Raw genomic sequence first — 21,531 nt, 5'->3', positions numbered from 1 at the left:
CGTGTCGGGTGGCGGCTTCGCCTTACCCGACCTACAGGCGCGCAGGCCCGGTAAGCGTAGCGCCACCGGGCAATAAATACCCCTTCATTTCCCACAATGTTCCAGCGTATAATCCCGCTCCTTTTGTCTATTTTTTCTTCGGAAGCATTATGAGCGCTATTTCCCTGATCCAGCCGGATCGCGACCTCTTCTCCTGGCCCCAGTACTGGGCGGCCTGCTTTGGACCGGCGCCGTTTCTGCCGATGTCCCGGGAAGAGATGGATCAACTGGGCTGGGACAGCTGCGATATCATTCTGGTGACGGGTGATGCGTATGTCGATCACCCGAGCTTCGGCATGGCGATCTGTGGCCGTATGCTTGAAGCCCAGGGCTTCCGCGTGGGGATCATCTCCCAGCCTGACTGGAACAGCAAAGACGACTTCATGCGTCTGGGCAAGCCAAACCTGTTCTTCGGCGTGACCGCGGGCAACATGGACTCGATGATCAACCGCTATACCGCTGATCGTAAGCTGCGCCATGACGATGCTTATACGGCAGACAACGTGGCGGGTAAACGTCCCGATCGCGCGACCCTCGTTTACACCCAGCGATGCAAAGAAGCATGGAAAGACGTGCCGGTGATCCTGGGCGGCATCGAGGCGAGCCTGCGCCGTACCGCGCACTACGACTACTGGTCTGACACCGTGCGCCGCTCGGTGCTGGTGGATTCGAAAGCCGATATGCTGATCTTCGGTAACGGTGAGCGTCCGCTGGTGGAAGTGGCACACCGTCTGGCGCAGGGTGAAGCGGTCAGCGAGATCCGCGACGTGCGCAATACTGCGATCATGGTGAAAGAGGCGCTGCCGGGCTGGAGCGGGGTGGATTCCCGCATTATCGATATGCCGGGCAAAATCGACCCTATCCCACATCCGTACGGTGACGATCTGCCGTGCGCGGATAACAAACCGGTTGAACCAAAGAAAGCGGAAGCAAAGGCCGTGGTGGTGCAGCCGCCGCGTCCGAAACCGTGGGAGAAGACCTACGTGCTGCTGCCGTCTTACGAGAAGGTGAAAAGCGATAAGGTGCTCTACGCCCACGCGTCGCGTATTCTACACCACGAAACCAACCCGGGCTGCGCCCGTGCGCTGATGCAAAAGCACGGTGAGCGCTATATCTGGGTTAACCCGCCGGCGATCCCGCTCTCTACCGAAGAGATGGACAGCGTCTTTGCCCTGCCGTACAAGCGCGTGCCGCATCCGTCATACGGCAACAGCCGTATTCCGGCGTACGAGATGATCCGCTTTTCGGTCAATATCATGCGCGGCTGCTTTGGCGGGTGCTCCTTCTGTTCGATCACCGAACACGAAGGCCGTATTATCCAGAGCCGCTCCGAAGAGTCGATTGTTAACGAGATCGAAGCGATTCGCGACACGGTGCCGGGCTTTACCGGCGTGATCTCCGATCTGGGTGGCCCGACGGCGAACATGTATATGCTGCGTTGTAAATCGCCGCGCGCCGAGCAGACCTGCCGCCGTCTCTCCTGTGTCTATCCGAGCATTTGTGAGCATATGGACACCAACCACGAGCCGACGATCAACCTCTACCGCCGCGCGCGCGATCTCAAAGGCATCAAGAAGATCCTGATCGCCTCTGGCGTGCGTTACGACATCGCTGTGGAAGATCCGCGCTATATTAAAGAGCTGGCGACGCACCACGTGGGCGGGTATCTGAAGATCGCCCCGGAGCACACCGAAGAAGGCCCGCTGTCCAAAATGATGAAGCCGGGCATGGGCAGCTACGACCGCTTTAAACAGCTCTTCGACACCTACTCAAAACAGGCGGGGAAAGAGCAGTATCTGATCCCTTACTTCATCTCCGCGCACCCTGGCACGCGTGATGAAGACATGGTGAACCTGGCGCTGTGGCTGAAGCAGCGTCGGTTCCGTCTGGATCAGGTGCAGAACTTCTATCCGTCGCCGCTCGCTAACTCGACGACCATGTATTACACCGGCAAGAACCCGCTGAGTAAGATTGGCTATAAGAGTGAAGACGTGGTGGTGCCGAAAGGGGATAAACAGCGCCGTCTGCACAAAGCGCTGCTGCGCTATCACGACCCGAAAAACTGGCCGCTGATCCGTCAGGCGCTGGAAGAAATGGGCAAAAAGCACCTCATTGGCTCGCGTCGTGATTGTCTGGTGCCTGCGCCAACGCTGGAAGAGATGCGCGAAGCGCGCCGCCAGAACCGCAATACGCGCCCGGCGTTGACCAAGCACACGCCGATTGTGCATCAGCGTTCGAATGGTAATTCCAGCGCGAAGAAGCCCGTGAAGCGCAAAGCGTAAAAAAGAAAAACCCCGGCAAGCCGGGGTTTTTTATTAACCGCCGAACTGTTCCGGATCCGGCCCAAGGCGCTTACCCTGATCCAGCTTCGCAATCTCACCCAGTTCGTCTTTATCCAGGCGGAAATCCCAGACGTCGAAGTTCTCGGCGATACGCGACGGCGTGACCGATTTCGGGATCACCACCAGACCGCTGTCCAGATGCCAGCGGATGACAATCTGCGCCGGCGTTTTACCGTACTTATCCGCCAGTTCGCGGATAATTTTCTGGTCAAACACCCCTTCGCCGCCCTGGGCCAGCGGGCTCCAGGATTCGGTCTGGATCTTGTGCGTGGCGTTCCACGAATGAAGCTGGCGCTGCTGCATCAGCGGGTGCAGCTCAATCTGGTTAATTACCGGTGCGACGCCCGTTTCATCAATCAGGCGTTGCAGGTGATGAACCTGGAAATTACAGACGCCGATGCTTTTAATCAGCCCCTCTTTTTGCAGGTCAATCATCCCCTTCCAGGCATCAACGTAATGATCGATAGCCGGAACCGGCCAGTGCATCAGATAGAGATCGACAAAATCGAGCTGGAGTTTCTCCAGGCTCTCCTGCAACGCTTCGCGGGGACGCTTTTGATCGTCGTTCCACAGCTTGGTGGTGATGAATAACTCATCGCGGGGAACGCCAGCGCTGGCAAGCGCGGTCCCCACGCCGTCCTCGTTTTTATAGGCGGCGGCAGTATCGATGGACCGATAGCCGACTTCCAGGGCTTTATGAATGGCGGAGACGACCTCGTCGTTACCGGCTTTCCATACACCTAGCCCCAGCTGGGGCATCACGTTGCCGTCCTGTAGCTTGATTACGGTTTGGTTTGCCATTTTTCCTCCTTCAGGTGCTCATCGCCGGAGGGAACCTCCGACGATGTGATGTGCATTAAGTCTGGACGAAATGTCAAAAAACGAAAGTCAGGATCCTAAAAACGCTTAGCGTGCCGCTTCGTAAATGCGACGGCTGACGTCCAGGGTGATGTCGCCATGCTCGCCGATCTGCGTCATGCCGTGTGCTTCCAGTTTCGCCAGCAGGGCAGGGATGGAGCTGCCGTCCAGGCCGTAGTCAGAGAGACGCGTTGGCACACCCAGGCTTCCAAAGAACTGACGGGTGGCTGCAATCGCGGCATCAATACGCGCATCGTCGGAACCCTCGGTGATGTTCCACACGCGTTCGGCGTACTGGAGCAGCTTGGCGCGCTTAACGTCACGTTTTTCGTTCCACAGCGCAGGCAGAACCACCGCCAGCGTCTGGGCGTGATCCAGGCCGTGCATCGCCGTCAGCTCGTGGCCGAGCATATGGGTAGCCCAGTCCTGCGGCACGCCTGCGCCGATCAGGCCGTTCAGCGCCTGGGTGGCGGCCCACATGACGTTGGCACGCACGTCGTAGTTTTCAGGCTCTTTCAGCGCTTTCGGACCTTCCTCAATCAGCGTCAGCAGAATGCCTTCCGCAAAGCGATCCTGAATTTTGGCATTAACTGGATAAGTCACGTACTGCTCAACGGTGTGAACAAAGGCATCGACCACGCCGTTCGCCACCTGACGTGCAGGCAGGGTATAGGTGTAAACCGGATCGAGGATCGCGAAAACGGGCTGAACGTGTTCGTTCATAAAGGCCTGCTTGTCACCGGTGGTTTTACGGGAGATGACCGCGCCTTTGTTGGATTCAGAGCCGGTGGCCGGTAGCGTCAACACGGAACCCATCGGGATGGCACTGCTAATGTCGCTGCCGCCCGTTTCCAGAATATGCCACGGGTCGATGCCGTCAGCGTAATGCGCTGCCGCCGCGATGAATTTGGTGCCGTCCAGCACGGAGCCGCCGCCCACCGCCAGCAGGAAGGTGATCTGCTCCTCGCGGGCGATTTTCACCGCGTTCATCAGCGTTTCATAAGACGGGTTAGGCTCGATCCCGCCGAACTCGCGCACGTCCAGTCCTTCCAGCGCGCGGTAAACCTGATCCAGTACGCCGGTTTTTTTCACGCTGCCGCCGCCGTAGGTAATCAGGACGCGGGCGTCCGTCGGGATTTGTGCACGCAGGTCAGCGATAGCGTCTTTACCAAACAGAATGCGGGTTGGGGTGTGAAGGTTAAAGTTGTTCATGGCTTGTTCCCTGTAGTGGGTAAAAAATCGTGGTGGCGCAGAAGGCAACCTGATGCTGCACATTGTGGCGGGCAGGCGCTATCCTCTCAATGCACATTCCTGCCGATGTCTTGCCCATTTCTACAGCGCGCTGGAGAAACGGTAAGAAAATGCGCACACTGTTAACGTCGGAAACCGTACCCGGAGTAACTGAAAATGAACCGTGATGCCATCTGCCATCAGCTAACGTCGCAGATTAAGAGACTGACAGATAATGGAAATAATGTGTCCGGGCTATTGCCGGATATTCGGCTGCTCTACGGAACCCAGCCCGGTACACGCACCCCGGTGATGTATCAGCCCGGCATCGTTTTTCTCTTTTCTGGCCATAAGATTGGCTATATCAACGAGCGCGTTTTCCGTTACGATCCCAATGAATATCTGCTTCTGACAGTACCTTTACCCTTCGAATGTGAAACCTTCGCGACAGAGGATGTGCCCCTGGCCGGGATCCGCGTCAACGTCGATATCCTCCAGTTGCAGGAGCTGCTGATGGAGATAGGGGAGGACGAACTGTTCCGGCCGTCGATGGCGGCAAGCGGTATTAACTCCGCGACCTTATCGGATGAAATTCTTTGCGCGATCGAACGCCTGTTAGATGTGATGGAAAGGCCGCTGGACGCCCGTATTCTCGGAAAGCAGATTATCCGCGAAATTCTTTATCACGTGCTGCTGGGGCCGGGCGGCGGGGCGCTGCTGGCGCTGGTAAGCCGGCAAACGCACTTCAGCCTGATTAGCCGCGTGCTGAAGCGTATTGAGAGCCAGTACACCGAAAACCTTAGCGTTGACCAGCTGGCGGCAGAAGCCAATATGAGCGTCTCGGCGTTTCACCATAACTTTAAATCCGTCACCAGCACGTCGCCGTTGCAGTACCTCAAAACCTACCGTCTGCACAAGGCGCGGATGTTGATGATCCACGATGGCATGAAGGCCAGCGCGGCGGCGATGCGGGTTGGATATGAAAGCGCGTCGCAGTTTAGTCGGGAGTTTAAGCGTTACTTCGGCGTTACGCCGGGGGAAGATGCGTCGCGCATCCGAACCATGCAGGGAGCCTGAGGGGAAACGTAGGCCGGGTAAGCGGTAGCGCCACCCGGCTTTTGTTTATGCACTGCAATACTTTTTCTTAATCACCACCGCAATAGTACCCACCAGCCCAGCAACCAGCAGGAAGATCGGCAGCACCATCAGGAACGTCATCACCTGGTCTTCATGGCGCTTAACAAAGGGGATCATATTCAGCGCGTAGCCGAGCGTAGTGACCACACCCACCCAGAGCAGGGCGCTCAGCCAGTTGAAGAACTGGAAGCGGCGGTTAGACAGGCCTGAAATCCCCGCCATGGTCGGCAGCAGGGTACGCACAAACGCCAGAAAACGCCCTGCGAGCAGCGCCAGCAGGCCGTGGCGGTCAAACATGCAGGTCGCACGCTGGTGGTATTTATGTGGCAGCTGCGCCAGCCAGCCCTTCACCACGCGGGTGTTTCCAAGCCAGCGCCCCTGCAAATAGCTCAGCCAGCAGCCGAGACTGGCCGCAGAGGTGAGGATCACCATTGTCGGTGCGAAGTCCATCACGCCCTTGCCGATTAACGCTCCTGCGAGCAGAAGCAGGCTGTCTCCGGGTAAAAATGAGGCTGGCAGTAGTCCATTTTCCAGAAACAGCGTCGCGAACATCACGAAATAGACAATCCCGACGACATGCGGGTCCGCCAGCGCGGCAAAATCGTGTTGCCAGAGCGCCGTGATGATATTTTGAATAACAGCCATGGACTTTCCTGTGGAACAGCAGATATAACGCTATTGTACTCCCAAATTTGCCTGTCGGGGTTGATCGCAGGCGCATCTCATACAGACTTTTCCGCTTGCGGTGTTCAGAATGGCTTCCGGGGAGTACATTTCAGCCAGCACTTTACACGATGCGCTCAAACCCTGCCGATAAATCCGCAATTAAATCGTCCACATTTTCCAGCCCGATATGCAGGCGGATTAAGGTCCCCTCAAAGTCCACCTCGCCGCCCGGGCGCAGGGCCGCAATCTGCTCCGGCTGGTTAGGCAGGATCAGCGATTCAAATCCACCCCAGGAATAGGCCATGCTGAAGAGGGTAAAGTGATCCAGATAGCGCGCCAGCTCGGCGTCATTCAGGCGCTTTTTAAGAACAAATGAGAACAGCCCGCTGCTGCCCGTAAAGTCACGTTGCCAGTATTCGTGGCCTTTGCTGCCCGGCAGCGCCGGATGGTTAACGCGCTCCACCTGCGGATGCAGCGCCAGCCACTGGGCAATTTGCAGGCTGCTTTCGTGGTGCTGACGCAGACGCACGCCGAGCGTACGAATGCCCCGGCTGGTCATGTAGGCGGTATCGGCATCCACCATCTGACCCATCAGGTAGGCGTTTTCACGCAGTTGATCCCAGCAGCGGGCGTTAGCTACCGCCGTACCGATCATGCCGTCGGAATGGCCAATCAGATATTTGGTCGCCGCCTGTATGGAGATATCAATATCAAAGTCCAGCGCTTTAAACAGCACGCCTGCCGCCCAGGTATTGTCGATCATGATAATCGCTTCCGGCGCGATACTGCGCACCGCGTTCACGATGGCCGGGACGTCATGCACTTCCATGGTGATGGAGCCGGGAGATTCCAGGAACACCACGCGTGTGTTGGGCTGAACAAGCCCGGCAATGCCTGACCCAATCAGCGGATCGAACCAGCTGGTGGTGACGCCGAGCTTGCTGAGAATTTTGGTGCAGAAGTCCTGACTTGGTTCGTAGGCGGTATTGGTCATCAGGACGTGGTCGCCCTGTTCCACAAACGCCAGAATGGTATTGGCGACCGCCGCCGCGCCGCACGGGAACAGCGCGCAGCCCGCGCCGCCCTCCAGTTCGCACATGGCTTCCTGCAACGAGAAATGGGTTAACGTGCCGCGACGACCGTAAAACAGCCCGCCCTTCGCGCGATTACGCGTGGCGATTTTTTTATCCTCGACGGTATCAAACACCAGCGAGGAGGCGCGCTGGATCACGCTGTTGACGGAGCCCTGGGTGTATTTCTTACTGCGTCCTGCCTGCACCAGCGTGGTCTCAAGCTGCTTTTTAGTCATGTTCGCTAACCCTATTTTTATACGTCTGGACGTCCAGACTACCATGATTGTCAGAATGTGCATCCGGATGCTTATCGAATAAGCAGAAAATATTATTAAAAATACGCATAAAAAATTTTTACTGCGTAAGCGCAAGGAAAGTGAGCGAAAATTACGGCACTATGTAAATACTAATGAGAACTACTATCAATTCGACGACGTTTTGATATTATTACGTTCAGATTTGTGATTTGCGTCCTGGAGATACAGAGTGGGTAATAATTTGATGCAGACGGATCTCTCCGTTTGGGGCATGTACCATCATGCTGACATCGTAGTTAAGATTGTGATGATCGGCCTGATTCTGGCGTCCGTGATCACCTGGGCTATCTTCTTCAGCAAGAGCGCCGAACTTCTTTCACAAAAACGTCGCCTCAAGCGTGAGCAGAAGCTGCTGGCAGAAGCCCGCTCTCTGGATCAGGCTTCTGATATCACCTCATCCTTCCATGCGAAAAGCCTGACCACCCTGTTAGTGAATGAAGCTCAGAACGAGCTGGAACTCTCCGCAGGCAGTGAAGATAACGAAGGCATTAAAGAGCGTACTGGCTTCCGTCTGGAGCGTCGCGTTGCAGCCGTAGGCCGTCATATGGGCCGCGGTAACGGCTACCTGGCGACTATCGGCGCCATCTCCCCGTTCGTCGGCCTGTTTGGTACCGTCTGGGGCATCATGAACAGCTTTATCGGCATCGCCCAGACGCAGACCACTAACCTTGCGGTCGTCGCGCCGGGTATCGCAGAAGCGCTGCTGGCAACGGCTATCGGTCTGGTTGCCGCTATCCCGGCGGTGGTTATCTATAACATCTTTGCACGCATGATTGGCAGTTACAAAGCCACGCTGGGCGACGTTGCCGCGCAGGTTCTGCTGCTGCAAAGCCGCGACCTGGACCTGAACGCCAGCGCCGTTAAGCCGGTGCATGCGGCCTCCAAACTGCGCGTAGGTTGATTGTATGGCAATGCGTCTTAATGAAAATCTGGACGATAACGGTGAAATGCATGAGATCAACGTGACGCCGTTTATCGACGTCATGCTGGTTCTGCTGATTATTTTTATGGTTGCCGCGCCGCTGGCGACGGTGGACGTAAAAGTGAATCTGCCTGCATCCTCCAGCCAGCCGCAGCCGCGTCCGGAAAAGCCTATCTACCTGTCGGTGAAGGCTGATAAATCCATGTTCCTGGGCAACGATCCGGTGACGGATGCCTCGGTTATTCCGGCGCTGGACCAGCTGACCGGCGGCAAGAAAGACACCACCGTCTTCTTCCGCGCGGATAAAACCGTCGATTACGAAACCATGATGAAGGTAATGGACACGCTGCATCAGGCGGGTTATCTGAAGATTGGTCTGGTCGGCGAAGAGAAAGCGGCCGCGAAGTAAAACGATGGCTTTTGCCGCCTTCCGTGCCGGGTGGCGGCTTCGCCTTACCCGGCCTACAATCTCAGGCTAGCGCCTCCGGGCGAACCACGTTGTCAGCAGTCGGAAGATGTTGTTGACGCCTCTTCATCGAGCGCCACGCAGGTGACGTTTGATGTGCGATAGTTGCCTTCCGAGAGTTTACGGGTCAGGCGCAGGGTGGCGGTTTCGCGTGCCAGCAGGTACTGATAGCTCGCCTCCAGCCGCCCGAGGATCTTCTCCTTCAGCTCAGGGTGCTGTTCGATAATGGCGTTCATCACCGCGCCGCAAATTTCCTCTTTGACCTGCAAGGCATAAATCTCCCGGCGGTTCTGCCATTTCAGGCGCACCAGCGTGGCCGGAATTGAAATTAAATCCTGCGTAATTCGCGTCATCTCGTCATTTTTTATCTTTTTGAGGGCGTCGAGATTTTGCTTTAAGATAAATTCATCGCTTTTCTTATCATCTAAAGTCAAATAAACGTTATTACCGGTATCATTATTCACGTTAATCTTCCCCCAGCTGATAAAAAATGGGATTGTTTTTTTCACGCGTAATTAAATTAAGCCAAATTTCATTGCCCGCTTCATTTATTTGCTGCGTTTTCTCGGCCATTATTTGACTTAAAGTCTGGGCATCTATTTCCCCTTCGGCCTGTAAATCATTCAGCAGATGAACCAGAGCTTCAATCTTGATGGCCCGAAATAAACGTTCTTTTAAATGGCGATCGTGCTCTTCCAGCACCATATTACGGGATTTGCCGGTGCGCGAAACACCAATTAATATATCGGCTTCGTAGTCGGAGAGTTTTCTTTTTCCTTGAGTGAAATTCGCCTCTTTATCTGCTTCCGTCGAAGGCTGTTCCACAGGCGTAATGTGGTACTTTGCCGGGACAATATTGTCGGGCAGCATTTTAATTTCCTTTAATTTCAAAAGGGTGGGGTTGGAAAAAGGGTGAGATTCGTTGACAATAACATGAGGCAATTTTAAAATCAAAAAAAATGGAGCCTACCCATGAACAGCATTTTCTTTACGGTCATAACGTTACTATTACTGACCGCTGGCGTGCTTTTATTGATGCAAGAGTTCAATAAAACGAAAGTGTCAAAAGACGTCAGTGAACCGCCGCAGCCTGAATTGATGTCCAAAGAGGAGGGGGAAGATCATTTCTCCGTATTGATGAACGCCGTGACGCCGGTGTGGTACTGGCGGGTGAATCACGAATATATCGATTTTCTTCATGCGACAATTAAGCGGATGAAAATGTCCGACATTAATGACACGCCCGGCCTGTTCGATGCGCAGCGCCGCTGTAGCGACCTTAATTCCGCCGTCTATAAATATTATGACAATATCAAAAAGCGCTGTCTGAATGGTGAGAAGGTGTCGTACTCCGATTTGGACGTATTAAATCTGCGCCAGTGTTTTCGCGAGTTTAGCCTGGAAGCCTACCCGGAACTGGTTGCGCTGGTCTGGCCGGAGTATGCGCGCCCGGATGTAGATCCCAACGATGTGTAGTTGAGATATACTGAGCGCTGGTTTCGTTTGCAGACAGGATTTTATGGAACGCTTTTTTGAAAACGCAATGTATGCCTCTCGCTGGCTGCTCGCACCCGTCTATTTTGGTCTTTCCCTGGCGCTGGTCGCTCTGACGATCAAGTTCTTCCAGGAGATTTTCCACGTCCTGCCAAACATTTTCTCCGTGGCAGAAGCCGATTTGATTCTGGTTCTGCTGTCGCTGGTGGATATGACGCTGGTGGGGGGATTACTGGTGATGGTGATGTTCTCCGGTTATGAGAACTTCGTCTCTCAGCTTGATATCGCCGAGCATAAAGAAAAGCTCAGCTGGCTGGGGAAAATGGACGCCTCCTCGCTGAAAAATAAAGTCGCGGCGTCAATTGTGGCGATTTCGTCTATTCACCTGTTACGCGTCTTTATGGACGCGAAGAACGTCCCGGACAATAAGCTGATGTGGTATGTCATTATCCACCTGACGTTTGTGCTGTCGGCGTTTGTGATGGGGTATCTGGATAAGATCAGTAAGAAATAATTTTACCGCGCCCCTCACTCTAACCCTCTCCCTGTGGGAGAGGGCCGGGGGGGTAGCAGGCCGCACTATTTATTTATCCGACGACGCCTGCCACAAATTCAGTTCACCGTCCGTCACGTGCTGGTCAATGCGCGTCAGTTCATCTTCGGTAAAGCGCAGGTTATTCAGCGCCTGCACGTTCTCTTCCAGCTGCTCCGGGCGGCTCGCACCAATGAGCACCGACGTTACGCGCGCGTCTTTCAACAGCCAGCTTAGCGCCATCTGCGCCATCGTCTGCCCGCGCGCGTGCGCCATTTCATTCAGCAGACGAAGGCTACTCAGGTTAGCTTCCGTCAGCATGTTCTCCGTCAGGCCGCGCACTTTCTTCCCTTCGCGCTGCATGCGTGAACCGTCCGGAATACCGTTCAGGTATTTACCGGTCAGCAGGCCCTGCGCCAGCGGGGTAAAGGCGATACAGCCCGTTCCGTTTTTCTCCAGCGCGTCCAGCAGGCCAGTTTTGTCGACCCAGCGGTTAAGCAGGTTGTAAGACGGCTGGTGGATCAAAAGCGGGATCTTCCACTCGCGCAGCAGTTCGGCCATCGCCGTCGTGCGTTCCGTGGAGTAAGACGAAATGCCGACATACAGCGCTTTTCCGCTCTGCACCGCGTGTGCCAGCGCGGCGGCGGTCTCTTCCATCGGCGTGTGTTCGTCAACGCGGTGAGAATAGAAAATATCCACATACTCCACGCCCATGCGTTTCAGGCTCTGGTCGAGGCTGGCGAGCAGATATTTACGTGAACCGCCCGAACCGTACGGCCCTGGCCACATGTCGTAGCCCGCTTTGGTGGAGATAATCAGCTCGTCGCGATAACCGGCAAAATCTTCCCGCAGCAGGCGGCCAAAATTTTCTTCAGCGCTGCCCGCAGGAGGGCCGTAGTTATTGGCAAGGTCAAAATGGGTAATGCCGAGATCGAAGGCTTTACGCAGCAGCGTACGCTGGGAATCGAGCGCCTGAACGTGACCGAAGCTGTGCCACAGGCCCAGCGACAGCGCCGGCAAGCGCAGGCCACTTTTGCCGCAGTATCGGTACTGCATATTTTCGTATCGGCCGGAGTAAGGGTGCCAGGACATGATGTCTCCTTTCTTATCGGTGAATTTTCGAAACAGCGTTTTTATTCTAAGCCTATCAAATCATAAATCGTGGAGATAAGCGACGACGCGCCTGACTAGCAAGAATTTTCCGCACGAGCTGATTGATTACGATGACTATTATGCCCACGCTATGACCAGCCCGAAGCCGAGCTGGCTGGTCGAGAACGTTAAGCTGGTTTAAAAAGCATCTGGAATAATAAGCACTGCTTAAATAAATCATCACAAGGGGTTATCTTTTCCCCTGTCCCTGCCGATAACGAGGATAGCACTCGCCTCTGGGCGAATTCACCCTCACGGCAAGGAACACTCAATGAACATGCTTCGTAATTTCACCATCCGTTTCGTCATGCTGACGATACTGGGGATCTTTTGTGTCATGTGGGCGGGCGTAGGGCTTTACAGCACCTGGTCTCTGTCCCGCGTTTCTGATGGTAACGACGTTGACCGTCAGCTGGTCCGGCAAATGACGGTATTGAGCCAGGGTAACGATCAGTATTTTCGCTTTGTCACCCGCCTGAGCCGCGCGATGGACGTTAAAGCGGCGGGCGGCACGCCGGACCTGGCTTCCGCCCAGCAGGCTCTGGATAACATGAGCAAAAAGCTGGCGGAGATAAAGGCCATCTCCCCGGGCCCGATGGATGAAACGGTCTCTGCGCAGGTCATTTCCACCTGGCAGGCGCTGCTCGATCGGGGCGTTACGCCGCAGATGGCGCAGGCGAAGCAGGCGACGCTCGAAGGCTATCGTCAGCAGGCCAACAACGTCACGCCGCCGCTGAGCCGCGCGTTTGGCGCCGCGGTTGAGAACTTTAACAATTCTGCGGTGACGGCGCTCGACAGTACGCGCGTAGTGGTCGACAGCCTCACCAGCATAACCCGGACGGTGATCGTTACCGCCACGATCGTCGGTCTGCTGATCCTGCTCTTCACCGACCGCTACCTGGTGGCGCTGCTGGTGAAGCCGCTGGAACGCATCCGCCAGCAGTTCCGCCAGATTGCGCAGGGCGATCTCAGCCAGCCGATTGAGCCCATTGGCCGCAACTGCGTGGGCCAGCTGGTGCCGCTGCTGAGCGCCATGCAGGACAGCCTGCGTGAGGCGGTCAGCACCATCCGTTCCGGCAGCGAGAATATCTGGCGCGGGGCAACGGAGATCTCCAGCGGGAATAACGATCTCTCTTCGCGTACCGAAGAGCAGGCCGCTGCGCTGGAAGAGACGGCGGCAAGCATGGAGCAGCTTACCGCAACCGTGAAGCTGAACGCCGAAAGCGCACGCCAGGCCAGCCAGCTGGCGGACATTGCTTCCGGCACGGCCAGCCGCGGCGGTTCACTGGTCGACGAGGTCGTCACCACCATGAGCGGCATCTCAGCCAGCTCGAAGAAGATTGCTGAAATCACCTCCGTGATTAACAGTATCGCCTTCCAGACCAACATTCTGGCGCTTAACGCCGCGGTCGAGGCGGCCCGGGCAGGGGAGCAGGGGCGTGGCTTTGCGGTCGTTGCGGGTGAGGTGCGTAATCTGGCCAGCCGCAGCGCGAACGCGGCAAAGGAGATCGAAGGGCTGATTGCAGATTCCGTTTCCCGCGTGGCGCAGGGGGCGCAGCTGGTGAACGATACCGGCACGACGATGGAAGCCATCCTGCGGGACGTGACGGAGGTGACCGTCATTATGAAGCAGATCGCCACCGCGTCAGAGGAGCAGAGTAAAGGCATTTCGCAGGTGGGCGTGGCCATCACCCAGATGGACGGCGTGACCCAGCAGAACGCCTCGCTGGTGGAGCAGGTTTCCGCCGCCGCCGCCGCACTGGAGCGGCAGACTGAAGAGCTCCAGCGCTCAGTGCAGAAGTTCCGTCTCTCCGCGTAACATCACTGCGTCAGGCTGTCACTGGCGGCCTGACGTTTATCGCTCTGAATCATCTGTGTCACCTGCGACAGCTGGCCGATTTTCACTTCGCTTGCCCGCATAAGTTTACTTTTATCGATCAGCAGCAGCGACTGGCTGGCGCGGCTTAACAGCAGCGCCTTAAAACCCGCGTTGTGCTCGGACGGATCCCAAAGGACGCCATGCTCATCGACCCCTTCACACGAGAAGATAAACAGATCGATCTCCAGCCCTTTTAGCTGCGTCACCAGCGCCGGATTAACATAGCAGCGATACTTACGCTCAAGCGTTCCGCCGGAACAGATAAGCGTGATCCGCTCGCGCTTCGCCATCTCGTGGCAGATAGGCAGGCTATTGGTAAACACGGTGAGTTCGATATCCGGAAGCTGGCGCGCCAGATGAAAGCAGGTCGAACTGGCATCAAGGGCAATGGTCATCCCTTCGCTGATCCAGCCTAGCGCGTGGCGGGCAATATCGGCTTTGTCGGCATAATGGCTTTTCAGCCGTGCGCCAAAGGGTTCACCGCTGTCGCGGCTATCGGGATGAATCAGACGCGCTCGTCCGTGCTGACGCAGGAGCTTCCCCTGCTGCTGCAACGACTTCAAATCCCGGCGGATTGTCTCTTTACTGACGGAGAGTTTCTCAGCCAGTACATCGGTAGTCAGCCAGTCGCTTTTACTCAGCAAAGCGATAAGGCGCTGCTGTCGGGTTGCTTTCAGCGTCTGGTCTGACATACGAGGTTCCTTGCGCACGCGTGCTGACTCACTTTTCTCATCGCAGAAGAAGGGCGGCGAACCGCCCGGTCATCCGTCAGGCCTGACGTTTATCTTCCGTCTGGGTATCGAAGTCGCTCGCTGAATGGCGCTCATGCAACTGCTCGCTCAGCTCGCCGTTGGTGCGGTTAACGATGCGTCCGCGTTTAACCCCAGGGCGATTCGCCACATCTTTTGCCCAGCGCTGCACGTTGGTGTACTTCCCGGCGTCGAGGAACTCGGCGGCGTTGTAAACGCTGCCCAGCGCCACGCAGCCAAACCACGGCCAGATCGCCATATCGGCGATGGTGTACTCTTCGCCTGCCACGTAACGGCCGCGCGCCAGCTGTTTGTCCAGCACGTCGAACAGGCGTTTAGCTTCCATGGTGAAGCGATCGATAGCGTACTCAATCTTCACCGGCGCGTAGTTGTAGAAGTGGCCGAAACCGCCGCCGAGGAACGGGGCCGCGCCCTGTAACCAGAACAGCCAGTTCAGGGTTTCCGTTCGTCCTGCCGGATCTTTTGGCAGGAAGTGACCAAACTTTTCGGCCAGATAGAGCAGGATATTGCCGGATTCAAAAACGCGCGTCGGCGGGGTAGTGGAGTGGTCACGCAGCGCCGGGATCTTCGAGTTCGGGTTCACGTCGACAAACCCGCTGGAGAACTGATCGCCCTCACCGATGCGGATTAGCCATGCGTCGTATTCCGCACCCGTCACGCCCAGCGCCAGCAGCTCTTCCAGCATGATGGTAACTTTCTGTCCATTCGGCGTACCCAGAGAGTACAGCTGGAGCGGGTGCGCGCCCACGGGGAGCTCTTTCTCGTGCGTGGCGCCCGAGACGGGACGGTTGATATTGGCGAACGCGCCGCCGTTATTCTGTTTCCATTCCCACACTTTCGGTGGCTGATAGGTATTTTCGGACATGTTGGCCTGCCTTTTTGGTGTTGTGTTGAGGCAGTGTAGCAGGAGATATAAGAACCGTTTAACGATGCGAGCGTAATGGTCAGGGCGGGTGTATGATAACGCCACCTCTGTCAGTTAATTACAACGTGCAGACGACGACAACCCCACAAAAAATTGCCGCCTGCCTGTTTTAGGTTGGACACATGCGTAAAGGAACGTTAAGCAGTGACGCACCCTTCGGGACGTTATTAGGTTATGCGCCGGGTGGCGTGGCGATTTACTCTTCAAATTATGGCAGTCTCGATCCGCGCCACTACCCGGAAGACGCGGAGTTTCGCAGCTATATCGGCAACGAATACATGGGTCATAAATGGCAGTGCGTTGAGTTTGCGCGCCGCTTCCTGTTTCTCAACCACGGGTTTGTCTTTACCGACGTCGGGATGGCGTGGGAGATCTTTTCTCTGCGTTTTTTACGCCAGGTGGTGAACGACAACATTCTGCCGTTACAGGCCTTTGCCAATGGCTCGAAGCGCGCACCGCAGGCCGGGGCGCTGCTTATCTGGCAAAAGGGCGGTGAGTTTCAGGAGACCGGACACGTGGCCGTCATCACCCAGCTGCTGGACGACAGGGTGCGCATTGCGGAGCAGAACGTGATCCATGCCCCGCTGCCGCTGGGGCAGCAGTGGACGCGCGAGCTGCGTCTGAGCGTTGAAAACGGCTGCTATACGCTTCATGACACGTTCAGCGATACCGAGATCCTCGGCTGGATGATCCAGACGGAGGAGACTGAACACAGCATTCCTCAGCCGGAGATCGACGGTGAGCTGCTGAAAATCAGCGGCGCGCGGCTGAAGAACTGCCGTCAGTTTGACGGGAAATGGCTCAATGAAAACGACGCCCTGCAACAGGCGTACGTTCGCGCCAACGGCCACGTTATCAACAACGATCCCTGCCAGTACTTCACCATTACCGAAAGCGCCGAGCAGGAGCTGATCAAAGCCACCAACGAACTGCACCTGATGTACCTCCACGCCACCGACAAGGTGCTGAAAGACGACAATCTCCTCGCACTTTTCGACATCCCGAAAATCCTCTGGCCGCGCCTGCGCCTCTCCTGGCAGTGGCGTCGTCACCATATGATCACCGGTCGTATGGATTTCTGCATGGATGAGCGCGGCATCAAGGTTTACGAGTACAACGCGGATTCCGCCTCCTGCCATACCGAGGGCGGGCTCATTCTCGAAGAGTGGGTGAAAAACGGCTACCGCGGCATCGGCCACAATCCGGCGGAAGGCTTGCTGGAGGAGCTGACCGGCGCCTGGAAGCACAGCCACGCGCGGCCGTTCGTGCATATCATGCAGGACAACGATACTGAAGAGGATTACCACGCGCTCTTTATTCAGCGCTCGCTGATCCAGGCCGGGTTTGAAACCAAAATCCTCCATGGCCTGGGCGCGCTGAGCTGGGATGCCGCCGGGCAACTGATTGATGATGAAGGCCGTCACGTCAACTGCGTATGGAAAACCTGGGCGTGGGAAACGGCGATTGAGCAGATCCGCGAGGTGAGCGAAACCGAGTACGCCGCCGTGCCTATCCGCACCGGACACCCGCAGGGTGAAGTACGCCTGATCGACGTCCTTCTGCGCCCGGAAGTGCTGGTCTTCGAACCGCTGTGGACGGTGATCCCCGGTAACAAGGCGATTCTGCCGGTGCTGTGGCAGCTGTTCCCGAACCACCGCTATCTGCTGGATACCGACTTTGAGGTGAACGACCTGCTGAAGCAGACCGGTTACGCCGTTAAGCCCATTGCCGGGCGCTGCGGGAGCAACATCGACCTCATCAGCGCTCAGGATGAGTTGCTGGATAAATCCAGCGGCAAGTTTGTCGATCGTAAAAATATCTATCAGCAGCTGTGGTGCCTGCCGAAGGTTGACGGCAAATACATTCAGGTCTGCACCTTTACCGTGGGCGGGAACTATGGCGGAACCTGTCTGCGCGGGGATGACTCGCTGGTGGTGAAAAAAGAGAGCGATATTGAACCGCTGATTGTGGTGAAGGATAAGTAATTCATACCCGCGACAAAAAGCCCCCGCCGGATAACCGGCGGGGGCTTTTTCTTACTCTTCTTCCTCGTCCTGCTGTTCGCTAATCTTGAGATCAATGATGCGGCCGATCTGGTCATGATAGACCGTCAGCAGGTTGTACTGGCTCATCTCCGAGATAAGCTGCGGTGAGACGTCAAAGCTTCTGGCAAGCTCGTCATGGTGCAAATAGCCCGCACGACGGCGTCTTACGTGGGTACGTCGACGATTGTACTGATACCATAAAATCAGAAGCCAGCCGTTGAGTACGGCGAGCAGCAAATAAATTAGTACCGTGTTAAAGGAAGCAATGATGTCTCCCCACCGGTACTCGCTCTCTTCAGTTAACTGCATCCACAGCCGGGCATACAGAAAAAACAGAAATCCTCCCCACGCCAGCAGCGTTAACGCGGTATCGAAAAGGCGTGGGAGTAGCCGGTGTTCAGTCAAAATTAAGGTATTTTCGTTCATTGAAGACGTCCTTTTCCCCGGTCCGGGCTGATCCAGCGTGCGCGTGCGCGCTGGCGCTTAAGCATAACTTTTGGAAATGCAACAAGGGTGGTGAACAGGCCAATCATCCAGTAGACCATCGGGAACCAAATCACCCAGAAAAGCGAGCTCGCCACTTTTCGCTCATACCGCCGCTCGATGTACAGGCTGACAAGGAACTGCATCAGGCACATAACGCCCAGCAATAGCCCGGTAAACGCCGGTGGAAAGAGGGTTTCAACGGTCAGGTTGGCGGGCACCGGCGCGACATGGCTGATGAGGAATAACAGTACCGTCACCGCGTAAGCAAACGCCCACAGCGTTGACAGCGCGTACTCCATAAACAGGGGCCACATGCGATGGTGTTCCCAGCGCACTATTCTGCGAAGGTTGACCAGAAACACCTCCGCGCCGCCCTGCGCCCAGCGCAGACGCTGTTTCCACAGGCCTTTGAGGGTCTCCGGCATCAGGATCCAGCACAGTGCCCGCGGCTCGAAAAAGATATCCCAGTGGCGCAGCTGGAGCTTCCAGCTGATGTCGATGTCTTCCGTGATCATGTCCGGACTCCAGTACCCGACGTCCGCCAGCGCCTGGCGGCGAAAGGCGGCGATCACGCCCGAGACGGTAAAGACCCGGCCATAGATCCGCTGCGTCCGTTTGATAAGCCCAATGATGGATGAGAACTCGCCCACCTGAATACGGCCAATCAGCGTCGAGCGCGTGCGAATGCGCGGGTTCCCTGTGACGGCCCCAACGTGGGGATACTGGATCAGCGGCGCCACCAGATACGCCGCCGTGTCGCGGTCAAGCAGGGCGTCGCCGTCAATGCAGACCAGCAGATCGCCACGGGCCGCCGCTGCGCCGGCCTTGAGCGCAACGGCTTTTCCCTGGTTCTCCGCGAGGTTAATCACCCGCAGGCGCGGCTGCTCCAGCGCGAGCTGGTGCAGCTCCCGGGCGGTGTTGTCGGAAGAACCGTCATTAATGGCGATAACTTCAATATTTTCATACCGCTGAGCCAGCGCTGCGCTGATGGTCTCTCTGGCATTCCTTTCCTCGTTGAAGCAGGGAATAAGGATGGAAATTAACGGCTCACCGGCGAGCATCGGGGCTGGCGTTTCTTTGCCCCACGGCCAGCGTCGTTCGAGCTGAAACCAGAAGTAGAGACCGCCGGTTATCCACAATACGGACATGAACAGCGGCCAGAAGAACACAAAATCCAGGATCAGCTCGCCGGTAAACAGGGCGGCAACGCCTAATGGCAGCCCGAACACCAGACATAAAATAGAGAATGCGATGATGCGATCAGTCATTGTCAGGATACCAGTAGGAAGATAATTCAGGCCTGATGCGGGACATAGCAGGCTGGTTGTTAATGAAATCGTCGGGGTAGTAACCGTAGTTTTTGACGCCGTTCAGCTGGAGCACGCGCATCCACTCCACCAGACGCTCGTCGGGAACGGGGCGTTGCGGTGTTTGCGACCAGTCTCTCGCCTGGAGTTCAAAAATGGTCTTATTGAGCGCGCCGGGCCGCGCGGCGACGGCTTTAACCAAACGCGTAAGCCATGCATTGCTCTCCTCTACCGGGACGGACTCCATCAGGGGCATTGCCATCGGTACCGTCCAGTCATAGGCCGCCAGAAAATCATCAAGATTCTGCGCAAACCACGCTTCGCTTTCGGGTTGCAGAATGGGCAAGACGAACATATTCCGCGCGGTTTTGATTTGCGGACCACGAATGTCCTTTACCGCCTGGCTTAAGGCCTGGGTAAACCCAATAAGCAGCTGGCTCCTCTGGCGCGCGGTATCCTGCCCGGCATCGTCAACGTCCGTCAGCACCGCATCGTCATGGAACACAATCCCGTTGAAGCTGGCATGCCGGGCTAAATCTTCATAGATTTCCGTCACCTGCTGGCGAACCTGCGGGTTCCATGGCGAAAGCCTGATATAGGGATCGGTGGCCTCGTGCAATGCGCCTGTCTGACGATCCCGACGCTGAACGCGCGGCAGGGAAGGATCGAGATCGAACGAGAGCACCGGCATCCACGCGAAGACCTTCACGCCCGCCCGGGTCTGGAGCTGCCAGGAGATAAAATTAAAGAGATCGGCCCGAACCGGAAGCCGGCGGTTGGGGAAATAGAGCGCTTTGATTTTGCCGTCGCCCTGCGGGTCGGCAAAGGCCTGGAGGAAAACATGGCTTATTTTCATGTCGTAGACCCGCTGGACCAGCTTGTTGATATTCTGGGCCTGCTGAGTCGGGTCGGGATCGTAAACGTAGTCGAGATCGACGTGCATGACGCGCACGGGATCGTGCTCCTGAATCTGGCTGACAGTACTGGCAAAGGTTTTGAGCGAGGGATTCCCGGAAATCAGCAGGCGGGGAATGCTGCTGAGATTGCCCACGTCGCCCAGTCCGTCCTCCAGGGTAAAGGCCAGCCGGTAGCCCTCTTTTTTGGCAATAGACAGTGACGTGCCGTTGGCTGCTCCGTACGGCCAGACCCAGGCGCGCGGCGCTTTCCCGGTTACCTGAGTTATTTTATCCGTCACCTTGCGCACGTCATCGCCGATCCGCTGGCTGAACTGTGCGTCAGTTTCATAGCGCCCCGTCGCTTTATCATAAAAGCGGCTGGCGATGGCCGGTTCACGGCTGCCCTGCGGGTTGGCCGGAATGCCGTAATGTGAGGCCCAGGTATGCGCGCCGATTTCAACCAGCGGGGAGCGGCTTAACTCGCGCACCATATCCCACGTCGCGAACCGATCGCGGGGCGTCATCAGACCGCCGAAGTTAACCTTTTGATTTGACGGCGTATCCACCCAGCTGCCCACCGGCGCCCACAGCGCAGGAACGTTCCATGCCTGAAGCAGCGGCCAGACGCGGGTATAAAAGCTGCTGTAGCCATCATCAAAGCTGAGTAAAACGGCTTTCTGCGGCAGCGTTTTCTTTCCGTCATGGGCATCGAGAATGTCCTGCACGCTGATGGCGTGATAGCCGTTATGCAAAAGCCAGCTAATCTGCTCGTTTAACGCGCTGGTGCGAACGGAGAGGTAGCGCTGATCGGCAGCATCATCTTCAACGTCGTGATAGGCGAGCACCAGAAACTGGTTTGTCGGCCAGGGTTTGCTTGCCTCCTGCTGCGGCCTCTCTTTGGGCGCAATAAACGAGAGCGCCTGCGCGTAAACGCTCGCGCTGAGGCAGAGACAGGCGGTGAGTAACAGTCTCACTGAAAAACGTGTGTTCAGCAT

The 21,531-nt window shown here is 56.5% G+C and carries 20 protein-coding genes; 8 read left to right on the top strand and 12 right to left on the bottom strand.

Features of this window, described 5'->3' with window-relative positions; genetic code table 11:
* Positions 1-149: 149 nt before the first annotated feature.
* A complete protein-coding gene (locus tag IM300_RS02455; protein WP_226842001.1) occupies positions 150-2,321 on the top strand; it encodes a YgiQ family radical SAM protein in 2,172 nt (723 codons plus the stop codon).
* Positions 2,322-2,354: 33 nt separating this feature from the next.
* Here the strand turns inward: IM300_RS02455 and dkgA are convergent, their stop codons facing one another.
* On the bottom strand, positions 2,355-3,182 hold the full coding sequence (gene dkgA / locus IM300_RS02450) for a 2,5-didehydrogluconate reductase DkgA (protein WP_193035161.1): 828 nt from the start codon (positions 3,180-3,182) through the stop codon (positions 2,355-2,357).
* 105 nt (positions 3,183-3,287) lie between these two features.
* Positions 3,288-4,451, bottom strand: a complete 1,164-nt coding sequence (yqhD, locus tag IM300_RS02445) for an alcohol dehydrogenase (protein ID WP_193035159.1) — start codon at positions 4,449-4,451, stop codon at positions 3,288-3,290.
* A 195-nt stretch (positions 4,452-4,646) separates the two neighbouring features.
* Between yqhD and IM300_RS02440 the strand changes: the two genes are divergently transcribed.
* Positions 4,647-5,546 (top strand): AraC family transcriptional regulator, encoded by a 900-nt coding sequence (locus IM300_RS02440; RefSeq protein WP_063451185.1) that lies wholly within the window; start codon positions 4,647-4,649, stop codon positions 5,544-5,546.
* A gap of 45 nt (positions 5,547-5,591) precedes the next feature.
* On the opposite strand, the gene yghB is transcribed toward IM300_RS02440, so the two are convergent.
* Both yghB and metC read right to left on the bottom strand, forming a co-directional pair.
* A complete protein-coding gene (gene yghB, locus IM300_RS02435; RefSeq protein WP_023323743.1) occupies positions 5,592-6,251 on the bottom strand; it encodes a DedA family general envelope maintenance protein YghB in 660 nt (219 codons plus the stop codon).
* 142 nt (positions 6,252-6,393) lie between these two features.
* Complete coding sequence (gene metC, locus IM300_RS02430) at positions 6,394-7,581, bottom strand: cystathionine beta-lyase (RefSeq protein WP_063867770.1); 1,188 nt, start codon at positions 7,579-7,581, stop codon at positions 6,394-6,396.
* A gap of 250 nt (positions 7,582-7,831) precedes the next feature.
* Between metC and exbB the strand changes: the two genes are divergently transcribed.
* Positions 7,832-8,563: a tol-pal system-associated acyl-CoA thioesterase gene (gene exbB / locus IM300_RS02425; protein WP_063867771.1), complete on the top strand. Its 732-nt coding sequence runs from the start codon at positions 7,832-7,834 to the stop codon at positions 8,561-8,563.
* Positions 8,564-8,567: 4 nt separating this feature from the next.
* Positions 8,568-8,993 carry a TonB system transport protein ExbD gene (exbD, locus tag IM300_RS02420; RefSeq protein ID WP_001251472.1) on the top strand — a complete coding sequence of 142 codons (426 nt, stop codon included), beginning with the start codon at positions 8,568-8,570 and terminating at the stop codon, positions 8,991-8,993.
* 92 nt (positions 8,994-9,085) lie between these two features.
* On the opposite strand, the gene IM300_RS02415 is transcribed toward exbD, so the two are convergent.
* On the bottom strand, positions 9,086-9,514 hold the full coding sequence (locus IM300_RS02415; RefSeq protein ID WP_193035157.1) for a cytoplasmic protein: 429 nt from the start codon (positions 9,512-9,514) through the stop codon (positions 9,086-9,088).
* A 1-nt stretch (position 9,515) separates the two neighbouring features.
* Positions 9,516-9,920: a hypothetical protein gene (locus IM300_RS02410; protein WP_063867777.1), complete on the bottom strand. Its 405-nt coding sequence runs from the start codon at positions 9,918-9,920 to the stop codon at positions 9,516-9,518.
* A gap of 102 nt (positions 9,921-10,022) precedes the next feature.
* Between IM300_RS02410 and IM300_RS02405 the strand changes: the two genes are divergently transcribed.
* Complete coding sequence (locus IM300_RS02405; RefSeq protein WP_131636393.1) at positions 10,023-10,526, top strand: ESA_00282 family adhesion-associated protein; 504 nt, start codon at positions 10,023-10,025, stop codon at positions 10,524-10,526.
* 43 nt (positions 10,527-10,569) lie between these two features.
* On the top strand, positions 10,570-11,058 hold the full coding sequence (locus IM300_RS02400; RefSeq protein ID WP_003862473.1) for a TIGR00645 family protein: 489 nt from the start codon (positions 10,570-10,572) through the stop codon (positions 11,056-11,058).
* Between the two features lie 69 nt (positions 11,059-11,127).
* Here IM300_RS02400 and IM300_RS02395 read toward each other — a convergent pair whose 3' ends face one another.
* Complete coding sequence (locus IM300_RS02395; RefSeq protein ID WP_193035155.1) at positions 11,128-12,168, bottom strand: aldo/keto reductase; 1,041 nt, start codon at positions 12,166-12,168, stop codon at positions 11,128-11,130.
* A 331-nt stretch (positions 12,169-12,499) separates the two neighbouring features.
* Here IM300_RS02395 and IM300_RS02390 point away from each other — a divergent pair, with 331 nt between their 5' ends.
* Complete coding sequence (locus tag IM300_RS02390; protein WP_193035153.1) at positions 12,500-14,047, top strand: methyl-accepting chemotaxis protein; 1,548 nt, start codon at positions 12,500-12,502, stop codon at positions 14,045-14,047.
* Positions 14,048-14,049: 2 nt separating this feature from the next.
* Here the strand turns inward: IM300_RS02390 and fucR are convergent, their stop codons facing one another.
* Complete coding sequence (gene fucR / locus IM300_RS02385) at positions 14,050-14,784, bottom strand: L-fucose operon activator (protein ID WP_226842008.1); 735 nt, start codon at positions 14,782-14,784, stop codon at positions 14,050-14,052.
* A gap of 91 nt (positions 14,785-14,875) precedes the next feature.
* On the bottom strand, positions 14,876-15,742 hold the full coding sequence (gene yghU, locus IM300_RS02380) for a glutathione-dependent disulfide-bond oxidoreductase (RefSeq protein ID WP_063451193.1): 867 nt from the start codon (positions 15,740-15,742) through the stop codon (positions 14,876-14,878).
* A 182-nt stretch (positions 15,743-15,924) separates the two neighbouring features.
* Here yghU and gss point away from each other — a divergent pair, with 182 nt between their 5' ends.
* Entirely contained in the window at positions 15,925-17,787 is a 1,863-nt protein-coding gene (gene gss / locus IM300_RS02375) for a bifunctional glutathionylspermidine amidase/synthase (protein WP_193035150.1), read from the top strand.
* A gap of 51 nt (positions 17,788-17,838) precedes the next feature.
* Here the strand turns inward: gss and pgaD are convergent, their stop codons facing one another.
* From pgaD to pgaB, 3 genes are read right to left on the bottom strand one after another with little or no spacing between them, the layout of a single operon-like run.
* Positions 17,839-18,273: a poly-beta-1,6-N-acetyl-D-glucosamine biosynthesis protein PgaD gene (pgaD, locus tag IM300_RS02370; RefSeq protein WP_193035148.1), complete on the bottom strand. Its 435-nt coding sequence runs from the start codon at positions 18,271-18,273 to the stop codon at positions 17,839-17,841.
* On the bottom strand, positions 18,270-19,601 hold the full coding sequence (gene pgaC / locus IM300_RS02365; protein WP_063451196.1) for a poly-beta-1,6-N-acetyl-D-glucosamine synthase: 1,332 nt from the start codon (positions 19,599-19,601) through the stop codon (positions 18,270-18,272). The genes pgaD and pgaC overlap by 4 nt, the downstream gene beginning before the upstream one ends.
* Complete coding sequence (gene pgaB, locus IM300_RS02360; RefSeq protein WP_193035146.1) at positions 19,594-21,531, bottom strand: poly-beta-1,6-N-acetyl-D-glucosamine N-deacetylase PgaB; 1,938 nt, start codon at positions 21,529-21,531, stop codon at positions 19,594-19,596. The genes pgaC and pgaB overlap by 8 nt, the downstream gene beginning before the upstream one ends.

The sequence above is a fragment of the Enterobacter cloacae complex sp. I2 genome, assembly GCF_014896205.1.
GTDB lineage: Bacteria > Pseudomonadota > Gammaproteobacteria > Enterobacterales > Enterobacteriaceae > Enterobacter > Enterobacter quasihormaechei.
This window is presented reverse-complemented; position numbering and strand designations above follow the sequence as displayed.